General features: G+C 65.7%; 13 protein-coding genes. 6 read left to right on the forward strand and 7 right to left on the reverse strand.

Annotated features, from left to right (window positions below):
• From EN914_RS09760 to EN914_RS09770, 3 genes are all read right to left on the reverse strand, one after another.
• Window positions 1–1,294 (reverse strand): xanthine dehydrogenase family protein molybdopterin-binding subunit (locus EN914_RS09760; protein WP_164778696.1); only part of this gene is annotated, 1,294 nt, incomplete at its 3' end.
• Window positions 1,284–2,342, reverse strand: coding sequence for a xanthine dehydrogenase family protein subunit M (locus EN914_RS09765; protein WP_024501665.1), 1,059 nt, complete (start codon window positions 2,340–2,342; stop codon window positions 1,284–1,286). The genes EN914_RS09760 and EN914_RS09765, both read right to left, overlap by 11 nt.
• Window positions 2,339–2,836 (reverse strand): (2Fe-2S)-binding protein, encoded by a 498-nt coding sequence (locus tag EN914_RS09770; protein ID WP_013530705.1) that lies wholly within the window; start codon window positions 2,834–2,836, stop codon window positions 2,339–2,341. Before EN914_RS09770 ends, EN914_RS09765 begins: the two co-directional genes overlap by 4 nt.
• Window positions 2,837–3,123: 287 nt before the next feature.
• On the opposite strand from EN914_RS09770, the gene EN914_RS09775 reads away from it, so the two are divergent.
• The gene (locus EN914_RS09775; protein WP_024501664.1) at window positions 3,124–3,744 is read left to right on the forward strand and encodes a TetR/AcrR family transcriptional regulator; all 621 of its coding nucleotides are present in this window, start codon (window positions 3,124–3,126) and stop codon (window positions 3,742–3,744) included.
• A 56-nt stretch (window positions 3,745–3,800) separates the two neighbouring features.
• A complete protein-coding gene (locus tag EN914_RS09780) occupies window positions 3,801–4,799 on the forward strand; it encodes a bestrophin family protein (RefSeq protein WP_024501663.1) in 999 nt (332 codons plus the stop codon).
• 64 nt (window positions 4,800–4,863) lie between these two features.
• Here the strand turns inward: EN914_RS09780 and EN914_RS09785 are convergent, their stop codons facing one another.
• The 3 genes from EN914_RS09785 to EN914_RS09795 form a co-directional block, all read right to left on the reverse strand.
• Complete coding sequence (locus tag EN914_RS09785) at window positions 4,864–5,868, reverse strand: NAD(P)-dependent alcohol dehydrogenase (protein ID WP_024501662.1); 1,005 nt, start codon at window positions 5,866–5,868, stop codon at window positions 4,864–4,866.
• A 40-nt stretch (window positions 5,869–5,908) separates the two neighbouring features.
• Window positions 5,909–6,169, reverse strand: coding sequence for a hypothetical protein (locus tag EN914_RS09790; protein WP_024501661.1), 261 nt, complete (start codon window positions 6,167–6,169; stop codon window positions 5,909–5,911).
• 83 nt (window positions 6,170–6,252) lie between these two features.
• Window positions 6,253–7,005, reverse strand: coding sequence for a thioredoxin family protein (locus EN914_RS09795; RefSeq protein ID WP_013530710.1), 753 nt, complete (start codon window positions 7,003–7,005; stop codon window positions 6,253–6,255).
• A gap of 300 nt (window positions 7,006–7,305) precedes the next feature.
• Here EN914_RS09795 and EN914_RS09800 point away from each other — a divergent pair, with 300 nt between their 5' ends.
• The 3 genes from EN914_RS09800 to EN914_RS09810 all read left to right on the forward strand — a co-directional run bounded on the left by EN914_RS09800 (window position 7,306) and on the right by EN914_RS09810 (window position 10,184).
• Complete coding sequence (locus tag EN914_RS09800; protein ID WP_024501660.1) at window positions 7,306–8,526, forward strand: hypothetical protein; 1,221 nt, start codon at window positions 7,306–7,308, stop codon at window positions 8,524–8,526.
• Between the two features lie 33 nt (window positions 8,527–8,559).
• Window positions 8,560–9,192, forward strand: a complete 633-nt coding sequence (locus EN914_RS09805) for a PQQ-binding-like beta-propeller repeat protein (protein WP_024501659.1) — start codon at window positions 8,560–8,562, stop codon at window positions 9,190–9,192.
• A gap of 143 nt (window positions 9,193–9,335) precedes the next feature.
• Window positions 9,336–10,184: an aldo/keto reductase gene (locus tag EN914_RS09810; RefSeq protein WP_013530713.1), complete on the forward strand. Its 849-nt coding sequence runs from the start codon at window positions 9,336–9,338 to the stop codon at window positions 10,182–10,184.
• A 96-nt stretch (window positions 10,185–10,280) separates the two neighbouring features.
• Here EN914_RS09810 and EN914_RS09815 read toward each other — a convergent pair whose 3' ends face one another.
• The gene (locus tag EN914_RS09815; protein WP_013530714.1) at window positions 10,281–10,586 is read right to left on the reverse strand and encodes a hypothetical protein; all 306 of its coding nucleotides are present in this window, start codon (window positions 10,584–10,586) and stop codon (window positions 10,281–10,283) included.
• A gap of 208 nt (window positions 10,587–10,794) precedes the next feature.
• Here EN914_RS09815 and EN914_RS09820 point away from each other — a divergent pair.
• Window positions 10,795–11,192 (forward strand): helicase HerA domain-containing protein (locus tag EN914_RS09820; RefSeq protein WP_164778697.1); only part of this gene is annotated, 398 nt, incomplete at its 3' end.

Below are 11,192 nucleotides of genomic sequence, written 5' to 3' on the forward strand. Positions count from 1 at the left end.
GCCGAGGCTGAAGCGGGCGGCTCGCCCAGCCGAACGTCTCGGCCGCTTGCCTGTAGCATTCACGCAGCGCCTTGGAGGAAAACGGCTTGCCGGTCATCGGCTCGACCTCGGCATAGTTCCGCAGCCGGAATTCCAACGGGTCCATGCCGCAGGCGTAGGCTGCCTCATCGATAGCGCTCTCCAGCGCGATCGAGCCGGTGGCTTCGCCGGGCGCCCGCATGAACAGCGGCGTACCGGTATCGAGCCGCACCGCATCGTGCGAGGTGGCGATGGCCGGGCTGGCATAGAGCGTGTGCGAGGCATCCGCCGCCGGTTCGAAGAAATCGTCGAACGTGCTCGACGCGGTCTTGGCGTGATGGTCGAGTGCCGTCAGCCGCCCTTCGCCATCCATGCCCATGCGCAGCGTCTGGCGCGTCGGCGCACGGTGGCCGACCGGCCCGTACATCTGCTCACGTTGCAGCACCAGCTTGACCGGACGGCCGACGAGACGCGCCGCCAGGATGCCGAGCACCTGCGGCCCGGAGATCATGCCTTTCGAACCGAAGCCGCCACCCAGGAACGGGCTGCGGATGTGGATGTTCTCCGGCGCGATGCCGAACAGGCCGGCGATGCGGCCCTGCGCCATGGCAAGGCCCTGGCTCGGTGTGTCGATCGACAGTGTGTCGCCTTCCCAGGCGACGACGATCGCATGCGGCTCCATGGCGTTGTGGTACTGGGCCGGCGTCTCGTAGGTGGCTTCGATCCGCGTCTTTGCGGATTTAAGGCCGACCTCGACATCGCCCTTGTGCTGCACGGCCGGACCGCCGACGCCGACAGCACGCGGCACGAAACTTTCGGCGCCGTCGAGGCCAACGCGCGCCGGCATCACTTCATAGCGCGGCGACAGCAGCGCCGCCCCCTCGGTCGCCGCCTCCAGCGTCTCGGCGATCACCACGGCGATGCTCTGATTGGGGTAGCGGACCTGGTCGTTCTGCAAGAGGTCGAGCCGGAACATGAAGGGATGGTCCTTGGCGTCCGGATCGGCGGCGAGCGCTGGCCGGTTCTTGGGCGTCATCACCTCGACCACGCCCTTGTGTGCCTTGGCCGCCTCGACATCCAGCGCAGCGACGCGGCCGCGCGCGATGCTAGAGACAGCGAGCACGGCGTAGAGCATGCCGGGCGGATGGTTGTCGGCGGCATAGCGCGCGGCTCCGGTGACTTTCAGAAAGCCGTCGCGGCGGGTCAGCGGCTGGCCGATGCTGGAGCCTTGCCGGGCATGGGCGGGTTGCTGGTTGAGGCTGAGTTCAAGCGTCATGGCGCGCTCCAGGAATGTTCGAGAACGGGGAGGCAGGAAGGGCCGGCAGACGCTCGGGCGTTCCCGAAAGCGCAGACATCAGCGCCCTGATCACGATGCGGCGGGCAAGCTCGATCTTGAAGGCATTGTCGCCGGAAGGGCTGGCATCGGCCAAGGCAGCGTCCGCGGCGCTGGCGAAGGTCGCCTCGCTGGCGTCCGCGCCAAGCAGGACGGCTTCCGCCGAGCGTGCCCGCCACGGCTTGGCCGCGACGCCGCCCAGCGCCAGCCTTGCGGCGCGGATCTTGCCGCCGTCGACGACAAGCGCTGCTGCGGCCGATACGACGGCAAAGGCATAGGAGGTGCGCTCGCGGACTTTGAGGTAACGGGCATTGGCGGAGAAGGAGGCAGCCTCCGCCGGAAGGCGCACCGCCACGACCAGGTCGCCGGGCTCCAGCGCATTCTCCCGCTGCGGCGTTTCGCCGGGAAGCCGGTGAAATTCCTCCAGCGAAACATGGCGCCGGCCCTTCTTGCCTTCGATCTCGACCACGGCGTCGAGCGCCACCAGCGGCACGCAGAAATCCGACGGGTGGGTGGCGATGCAGGCGTCGCTCCAGCCGAGCACGGCGTGCAGGCGGTTTTCGCCGCCCAGCGCATCGCAGCCGGCGCCTGGCTCGCGCCTGTTGCAGGCGCTGGCTGTGTCGTAGAAATAGCTGCAGCGCGTGCGCTGCAACAGATTGCCGCCGACGGTGGCGGCGTTGCGAAGCTGCGCCGAAGCACCCGACAGCAGCGCCTCGGCCACCGCCGGATAGGATTTGGCGAACGCCGGATCGTAAGCAAGCTCGGCATTACGGACCAGCGCGCCGATGCGCAGGCCACCATCGTCCAGCCGTTCGATGCGGTTGAGCTCCGGCAGCCGGGAGATGTCGACGATACGCTCGGGACTGGTGATGCCGCCTTTCATCAGGTCGAGCAGATTGGTGCCGCCGGCGAGATAGGCCGAGCCCGGCTCGGCTGCCGCGGCGATGGCGTCGGGAATGGTGGCGGGCCTGATGTAATCGAAGTCTCTCATGCCGCGGTCCTCCGGTCGGCTTTGACAAGCTGTTGCTGGGCTTCCAGGACGGCCTCGACGATGCCGCCATAGGCCGCGCAGCGGCATATGTTGCCGCTCAGCCCCTCGCGGATGCGTTCGGGATCGTCGCCGGCCTGTCCCTCGGCGATCAGGCCGAGCGTGCTCATGATCTGGCCGGGTGTGCAGAACCCGCACTGGAAGCCGTCATGGGCGATGAAGGCGGCCTGCACCGGATGCAGTTCCTCGCCGTTGGCGACGCCTTCGATGGTCAAGACCTGGGCGCCGTCATGGCTGACCGCCAGCGCCAGGCATGAGTTGATGCGCTTGCCGTCGACCAGCACCGTGCAGGCGCCGCATTGGCCGCGGTCGCAGCCCTTCTTGGTGCCGGTGAGATCGAGCCGCTCGCGCAGCAGGTCGAGCAGGGTTACGCGTGGATCGACCTCCAGTTGGTGTCGGTGGCCATTGATGGTGAGGGTAATGGGAAGGCTGGTCATGGGCGTCTGGCTCCAGTTGCTTGACGCGGATGGGATTGAACTGGTGCCTTGCCGCAGAAGGGCAAGGTAACCGTTGGGTCAGGTCTTGACGGCGAAAGCGGAGATGGCGGATCTCCCGCGAGGCAGGCGGGCAGGGGAGATGTCGGCTTGCGTGTTCGAAAGACGTGACATACCGGTTCCCCTGATTATATGATAAAGGTGCTCCACTAAAACGGAGGCGCCTCCGTTTATTACGTGGTGGCTGACCCTGCCGGGTTCAAGCCCCCTGACACGATGTGGAGAAAAAATTGGCCAGCGAGCCGTCCGCCATTGCTGAACAGAAGGCCGAGGCCGTAGACGCAAAGCCGCTGCGCGCCGATGCGCGGCGCAACCGCGACCGGCTGGTCGAGGTGGCGGTGTCAGTCTTTGCCGAGCGCGGCATCGATGGCTCGCTGGAGGAGATCGCGCGCCGCGCCGGCGTCGGCATCGGCACGCTCTACCGGCATTTCCCGACGCGCGAGCATCTGGTCGAGGTGGTCTATCGTCGTGAGGTGGAGGCGCTGTGCGCGGCCGCCGGCGAGCTTGCCCAAAAACATCCGTCCGATGTCGCGCTGGAACAGTGGATGCAGCGCTTCGTCGACTACATCGCCACCAAGCGCGGCCTGGCGACCAGCCTGCGCATTGTGCTCACCACCAATTCGACGCTGTTTTCCGACACGTTCGGCCGGGTGTCGCAAGCCTTGCGACGCCTGGTCGAGGCGGCGGTGGCCGACGGCACCATCCGCGGCGACGTCGACGCTTCCGACGTGCTGCACGCGCTGGGCGGCATCTATTCAGCGCCCGACACCCCCGAATGGCGCGACCGCTCGCGCCGGCTGGTCAAGCTGTTGATGGACGGGTTGCGGTTCGGGGCTGCAAAGGCACAATGAGGCGACCAGATTCCGGCCGTGCAAAACCAGACCTATCGATGAGTTGAGGGGATACGATGTATGTAGGCCGTTCCTACAAACTGATCGATTTCGCGCTGTGGTCGCGGCGCAGCGTCATCTACATGGTGGTGGTGAGCGGTCTGGCCGTGGCGGCCTACCGTCTTCCAGGCATCGCCGGGTTTTCGGTGCCATGGTCGGTGGTGCTGGTGCTTGGCACCACCGTGTCACTCGTCGCCGGGTTCAAGAATTCGCAGGTGTTCACCCGCAGCAGCGACGCGCTGCAGGCTTTTACGCAAATTACGGCCAGCAGCCGTTTGTGGTCCAATTTCTGCAGGGATTTCCTCGACGCGCCGACGGCCAGGCAGCTCATCTATCGCCACATCGCCTGGATGACGGCATTGCGCTTTTCTCTGCGCCGGCCGATGCCATGGGAGTCCATGGCGCGGGCCGCCAATATCGAATACCGGCGGCGCTACCGTATCCATGAGGATGCGAGCTCGGTCGGCGACGAATTGCGTCCGCTGCTCGCCGAACAGGCCGAGGACGTCCTGAAATCGCCCCAGCCGGCGATAGCCCTGCTCGAACTGCAATCTGTCCAGGTCAATGCGCTGTTCAAGGACACAAAGCTCCCTCCTCAGATCTATGGCGAACTGACCAAGCTGATCCGCGACTTCCATGACCAGCAGGCGCGCTGCGATCGCATCAAGAACAATCCCTATCCCCGGCAATACGCCATCGTCAGTTCGATGTTCGTGATGATCTTCTGCACACTGTTGCCGTTCGGGGTCGTTCCCGTCTTTGCCGATATGGGCAAACTGGGTGGCGCGCTCGGGTCGATAGCGATCTGGCTGACGATCCCGTTCAGCACGCTGCTCGGCTGGGCCTACATGTCTCTCGACCAGGTCGGCGAAAGCAGCGCCAACCCGTTCGAGGGCAACGCCAACGACGTTCCGATCTCGCAGATCTGCCGCGACATCGAGATCGAGTTGCGTAGCGGGCTCGGCGAGACCGACCTTCCCAAGCCCCTGCTGCCGGTCAACGACATCGCGACCTAGGCAGGATCACGACGAAGGCGCGGTCCCCGGCGGTCCCCTTCATCGTGCTGCTGGCGGAGGACGCTCAAACGTCAAGGCAGACCTTGCCGAAATGCTTTCGGGATTCGTAATGCGCGAAGGCGGTGGCGATGTCCTGCAGCGGAAAGTGGCGGTCTATGACGGGCTTCAGCCTGTTGGACTCTATCGCGCGGATCATATCCTCCTGGTCGGCCCGGCTGCCGATGGAAATGCCGCTGATGCGGATCTGGTTGGAAAACAGGGCTGGGATAGACACTTCCGCCGCAAAGCCGGTCAGGACGCCGACCAGCGCGATGTGACCGCCCGTGCGGCAGGCGACAATCGACTGCGCCAGCGTGGCGGGTCCGCCGACCTCGATCACGTGATCGACGCCGCGCCCGCCCGTCAGATCCTTGGCCTTGCGGCCCCAGTCCGGGACGGACTTGTAGTTGATGACGGCGTCGGCTCCGAGGCGCTTGAGCCTTTCCAGCTTCTGCTCGTCGGATGAGGTGGCGATGACCCGGGCGCCGGCGGCCTTGGCGAATTGCAGCGCGAACAACGATACACTGCCCGAGCCGAGGACCAGCACTGCGTCGCCCGGCTTCACCTTGCCGCACACAATCAGGCCGCGCCAGGCAGTAACGCCCGTGCAGGTGAGCGACGCCGCCTCGACATGCGTATAGCCTGCCGGTGCCCTGGTGAAAGCATGCGCCGGCATGCAGACATACTCGCTGGCGAAGCCGTCGAAACTTTCTCCCGGAATGTCGCGCCGGGTCGAGGGCGTCATGTCACCGCCCAGCCACCAAGGATAGAAGACGCTGACGACGCTGTCTCCGGGCCTGAGTGCATCGACACCGTCGCCGAGGGCAATTACTTCGCCGGCGCCGTCGGAGAGCGGAACGCGGCCGTCGGCGAGAGGCATCTTGCCTTGCACGGCAAAGTCGTCGCGCATGTTCAACGCGCAGGCCCGGATCCTGACCAGCACCTCGCCCGGCCCTGGCTGGGGCGGATCTTCCTCGACCAGGTCGAGATTGCCCAAGCCGCCCGGCGCTCTCAGCCTGACCAGTCTCATTGTCTTCTCCGATGTGTGGGGTGTCTAGAATTGGAAGGGCCTAGCGGGCCTGCCGGCCGGAGATCACCCGCAGCCAGGGCGCCAGATGAAAGGCGCTCATCAGCAGATACATCGCAGCCATGCCCGTGAGGGGCGAGGCGTCGGTGCCCATGCACTGCATGGCCGCATCGCCGCTGAAGATGCAGGTGAGCAGCGCCATCACGGCGAAGGTCGGTGCCGCGGCAAGGCAAAGCCAGTCGGCCAGCCCGAGGGTGGCGGCTTCTGGGATCGTGCTGCCGGCACCTGTGTGGATATCGCTCATCGCCTTGATCCTTGATGATCATGCCAGTCACGACAGGTTCCTCTCTCCAGGGAGTGGGGAGAGGAACCCAGACTGGACAACCGTTACTGCTCGCCCTTGTCCCTGAACGCGGCCTCGCCGGCAGCAGACACTTCTTCCCATTTCTTGTCGGCCCCGGCGTCGTAATTGTCGTGCCAGTTCCACCAGGAGTAGAGTGGAGTCTGCGGATAGCCTTCGGGCGAATCCTCCCAGATTTCCTGGCGGCCGAGCGGCGTCGCGTCGAGATAGCTCCAGACGGTGCCCATCGCTTCGTCGCCGCGGCTGTTAATCAAGTAGGTGCGGAAGATGCGATCGCCGTCACGGATGAAGACGTTGTGGCCGTGCCATTCGTCGACACCGAAGTCCTTGTCGAAACTGTCAGTGATTGTGTACCAGGGCATCTGCCAGCCCATCCGCTGCTTCAGCCGCGCAATGTCGGCCTGCGGGGCACGCGAAGCGTAGGCAAGCGTGGTGTTGCGGGCGTTGAGATGGGCGAGGTGGCCGACCTGGTCGGCGCCCAGCGAACAGCCGCGGCAGGCGTGATCGGGCCAGCCATGCACGCCGGGCTCGAAGAAGGCGCGATAGACGATCAGCTGGCGGCGGCCTTCGAACAGATCGAGCAGGCTCGCTCTGCCGTTCGGTCCCTCGAACACATAGGCCTTGTCGACTTCCATCCACGGCATGCGCCGGCGCTCGGCGGCCAATGCGTCCTTGGCGCGCAGTGTTGCCTTTTCCTTCACCAGCATCTGTTCGCGGGCGGCTTCCCAGTCCTGCCTCGAAACGATGGGCGGGGTCTTCATTGCGATGTGCTTGGTCATTGGTCGTCTCCTTTGCCAGTCTGTTGTCGCTTGCTGTCAGCCAGAATAGGGCGGTGAAGCGGGAGGGTGGGAGTTACAAGTGTGACGGGATTTGCAGGAGCCGGCCCGTCGCAGCAGGGGTGGCGCATCCTCACGGTGCCTTCGGCCGGGTGGAGAGGAGTGTCGGTTGGCATTGTCGGTTCTCCCTTGGCGTGCCGTGCGTTGCCGATAGTTGCCGATGCGGCTTGCCGGTTGACGGTACGGATTTAAGTTAGGGCGGCGACGCACAAGGGTGGGAGTTACAAGTGTGACGGGATTTGAATGGATTCGCTGATCACCGCGGCTGCGCTGGCACTGGCCGGAGGCGACCCGCTCGGCGCGCTGGATCGCGTCGCCTTGCGCGAAGACCCGCCGGCGCTGGCGCTGCGCGGCATTGCCATGGCGCAGCTCGGTGATCTCGATCGCGCCAAGGCGCTGCTGCGGCGTGCCGCGCGCGGCTTCGGCCCGAAAGAGGCGGTAGCGCGTGCCAGATGCGTCGTTGCCGAGGCCGAGATCGCGCTGGTCTCGCGGGATCTCGGCTGGCCGGCCAAGGCTTTGGATGCGGCGCGGGCGACGCTGGAAAAGCATGGCGACCGGCTGAACGCAGCGCATGCCGGCCATCTCAAGGTGCGGCGCCTGCTATTGATCGGCCGTCTCGACGAGGCCGAAGACGTGCTGGCGGGGCTCGACCCGGCACCGCTTCCGCCGGCCTCGCGCGCCGCCCACGAACTTGCCGTCGCCGGCATCGCGATGCGGCGCCTCAAGACGAAGCCGGCGCGCAGGGCGTTGGAGTGGGCACGCCACGCCGCCCGCCAGGCCGGCATTGCGGGGCTCATCGCTGAAGTCGACCGCGCATTCCTGGCGCTGGACACGCCGGCGGCACGGCTGATCGCGGCTGGCGAGCAGCGCCCGTTGCTGCTTGAGGACGTCGAGGCGTTGCAGGCGTCGCCGGCGCTGCTGGTCGATAATTTCCGATATGTCGTGCGCCAACAGGACAAAACGGTCTCGCTGGCCACGCGCCCGGTTCTGTTCGCGCTGGCCCGTACGCTCGCCGAAGCGTGGCCAGGCGATGTGTCGAGGGCAACGCTGATCGCGCAAGCCTTCGGCGGCAGGCACGCCGATGAATCGCATCGGGCGCGGCTGCGGGTCGAGATCGGCCGGCTGCGCACCGAATTGCGGGGCTTGGCCGACATCGGCGCCACCAGCCAGGGCTTTGCGCTGGCGCCGCGCCAGGCACGCGAGGTGCTGGTGCTGGCGCGGCCGATCGAGGAGCGGCACGCGGCGGTGCTGGCTTTCCTTGCCGACGGTGAATCCTGGGCGAGTTCGGCGTTGGCGCTGGCGCTTGGCACCGGCCAACGCAGCGTGCAGCGGGCGTTGGAGCAGCTTGGCGAGGCCGGCAAGGTGCAGTTTTTCGGTCACGGCCGGGCGCGCCGCTGGATGACGCCTCCACTGGTGGGATTCACGACCACCTTGTTACTCCCGGCACCGCTGCCGAACGGTTAGGAAGTGACATCGGATCTCAGTGAGGACAAGGACATGAAACAGTCAACGGCCGAAATCCTGCGCGAATACGGGCCCTTTGCCGATGTGGAGAGGGTGCATGGGGTGAGCTTTGACGGCAACAATGTCTGGTTTGCCTCGGGCGAGAAGCTGAACGCCTTCGATCCGGAGAGCGGGCAGAACCTGCGCTCGATCGATGTCGCGGCGCATGCCGGCACCGCCTGGGACGGCCAGCATTTCTTCCAGCTTGCCAACGACCTGATACAGAAGATCGACCCTGATACCGGCCAGGTGCTGGCGACCATTCCGGCGCCCGGTGGTGGCGGCGATTCCGGGCTGACCTGGGCCGAAGGAACGCTCTGGGTGGGACAATACCGCGAACGCAAGATCCACCAGGTCGACCCGGAAACCGGTGCGATCCTGCGCACCATCGAATCCAACCGCTTCGTCACCGGGGTGACATGGGTCGAGGGCGAGCTGTGGCACGCCACCTGGGAAGGCGACCAGAGCGACCTGCGCCGCGTCGACCCGAAATCAGGCAAGGTTCTGGAGAAGCTCGACATGCCGGCCGGGATGGGTGTGTCGGGGCTGGAATCCGATGGCGGCGACCGCCTTTATTGCGGCAGCACATCCGCCGGGGTGGTGCGGGCGGTGCGCCGGCCGCGGTGAGGATGCGGCCGACGCCGAAGTCACACTTGCAGGCGCACTTCACACGGCAATTTGTCCGCTGTCGGCTGGCCGTTGCCCCTTGTCGGACCTAGATAGGCTGTGCGCCGGGCGGACGCCCGGCCCAGCTTTGCAAAGGATCCCTCATGCCTGAACAGCCCACCATGCCCGAACAGATTGCATTGAACGACGGCTCCGCCATTCCCCAACTCGGCCTCGGTGTGTGGCAGGTCGACCAGGACATCACCGCCGACGTGGTGGGTTGGGGCATCGAGGCCGGCTATCGCCTGATCGACACCGCCGAAGGCTATCAGAACGAGGAAGGGGTCGGAGAGGCGATCCGCAGTGCCGGCGTGCCGCGGGCTGAGCTGTTCATCACCTCGAAACTGCGCAACGGCGCGCACCAGCGCGATGCGGCCTTGCGCGCCTTCGACGAGACGATGGAGAAGCTCGGCGTCGAACAGATCGACCTGTTCCTGATCCACTGGCCTGTGCCCAGCCAGGACAAATATGTCGAGGCCTGGAAGACGCTGGTCGAACTCAGGCAGGCCGGCCGCATCAAATCGATCGGCGTTTCGAACTTCAACCAGGACCATCTGGAGCGGATCATCGGCGAGACCGGCGTGACGCCCGTCGTCAACCAGATCGAGCTGCATCCCCAGTTCCAGCAGCGCGGTGTCAGGGACTTTCATGCCAAGCACGACATCCGTATCGAAAGCTGGAGCCCTCTGGGCAGCGGCCGGCTGCTCGGCGATCCGACCATTGCAGGCATCGCCAAAAAACATGGCAAGTCCGTCGCACAGGCGATCATCCGCTGGCATCTCCAGGAGGGGCTGATCGTCATTCCAAAGTCGATCCGCAGGGATCGCATCGCCGCCAATTTCGATGTCTTCGATTTCGAACTGGATGCGCAGGACCTGCAGACGATCCGCGGCATGGATTCGCCCGAGGGCCGCAACGGACCCAACCCCGCCACAGCCGCGTTCCTGTTCTGAGAGGCAAGTTTTAACGAGCTGGCAACGAAACTGCTAATCTCCCCCACGAGGGGGGAGATTGGCAGCTTTGCGGCTTTCGCCAATTTCTTGCGCCCCTCAAATCCCGGACCCATCCAACTGCTGGGCGTCTTCGCCTTCCCAGGGCGCCGGCATCGACGCGCGGCTGAGGTTGGCGGTGGGCAGCGGCATCCAGCATTTCAGTTCCGGGTCGGCGTATTCGATGACGCGCCCGGGCGAAGAGTCCGACGCGCGCCAGCCTTCCGAGGCGAACTGGTCGGCACGCGACCAATAGGCAAGGTCGACTTCCGCCGGTCCCTGCTCGGACGGACGCACAGTGACCAGGATGCGGCTGCCGTCCTTCGGCGCCGTCGACATGTGGCGCCACCGTTCGGGCTCGTCCATCGCATTCCTCCTCGCACTCGTAGCGTTGGGAGGAGTGTCGCCTCGTGGTCCGAAGGGGTCAACCCAAAGTTTGCGCCAGGCATCGGCTGATGACCCCTCCAGACGGTGCCTGCACAGTTGTGCGCAACACGCCGCGGGCGGTCATGCACGCTCGACGGGCCGTGACCCAGTTGATAAGCCCGTCTGCGAAAGGAGCGCCTGAGTCGAGATGACCGTTGCGATCGAGATGGGACAGACGACCGCAGGCGCCCCGGCGAAGCTGGATCTCGAGGAACTGCTCGCGACGCGCCTTTTGGTGCAGGGCAATTCGGGCTCCGGCAAGTCGCATCTGCTGCGGCGCCTGCTGGAGCAGAGCGCGCCCTGGGTGCAGCAGACCATCATCGATCCCGAGGGCGACTTCGTTTCGCTGGGCGACCGTTACGGCCATCTGGTGATCGATGCCGAGCAGCATACCGAGCGCGGCCTGCAGGCGGCAGGCGAGCGGGCGCGCATGCATCGCGTCTCCACCGTGCTCAATCTCGAAGGGCTCGACGCCGAGAACCAGATGCGGCGTGCCGCCGCCTTCCTCGGCGTCGAGCCCTTCGAGATTGAGCACGGTGGAGACGC

Origin of the sequence: Mesorhizobium sp. M7A.F.Ca.CA.001.08.2.1 (genome assembly GCF_003998455.1) — a bacterium.
Taxonomy (GTDB): domain Bacteria; phylum Pseudomonadota; class Alphaproteobacteria; order Rhizobiales; family Rhizobiaceae; genus Mesorhizobium; species Mesorhizobium ciceri.

Bases quoted from the DNA above. Each gene is read 5' to 3' on its own strand.
- EN914_RS09765 (WP_024501665.1), bottom strand. From the start codon at position 2,342: ATGAGAGACTTCGATTACATCAGGCCCGCCACCATTCCCGACGCCATC.
- EN914_RS09770 (WP_013530705.1), bottom strand. From the start codon at position 2,836: ATGACCAGCCTTCCCATTACCCTCACCATCAATGGCCACCGACACCAA.
- EN914_RS09780 (WP_024501663.1), top strand. From the start codon at position 3,801: ATGTATGTAGGCCGTTCCTACAAACTGATCGATTTCGCGCTGTGGTCG.
- EN914_RS09785 (WP_024501662.1), bottom strand. From the start codon at position 5,868: ATGAGACTGGTCAGGCTGAGAGCGCCGGGCGGCTTGGGCAATCTCGAC.
- EN914_RS09790 (WP_024501661.1), bottom strand. From the start codon at position 6,169: ATGAGCGATATCCACACAGGTGCCGGCAGCACGATCCCAGAAGCCGCC.
- EN914_RS09795 (WP_013530710.1), bottom strand. From the start codon at position 7,005: ATGACCAAGCACATCGCAATGAAGACCCCGCCCATCGTTTCGAGGCAG.
- EN914_RS09800 (WP_024501660.1), top strand. From the start codon at position 7,306: ATGGATTCGCTGATCACCGCGGCTGCGCTGGCACTGGCCGGAGGCGAC.
- EN914_RS09805 (WP_024501659.1), top strand. From the start codon at position 8,560: ATGAAACAGTCAACGGCCGAAATCCTGCGCGAATACGGGCCCTTTGCC.
- EN914_RS09810 (WP_013530713.1), top strand. From the start codon at position 9,336: ATGCCTGAACAGCCCACCATGCCCGAACAGATTGCATTGAACGACGGC.
- EN914_RS09815 (WP_013530714.1), bottom strand. From the start codon at position 10,586: ATGGACGAGCCCGAACGGTGGCGCCACATGTCGACGGCGCCGAAGGAC.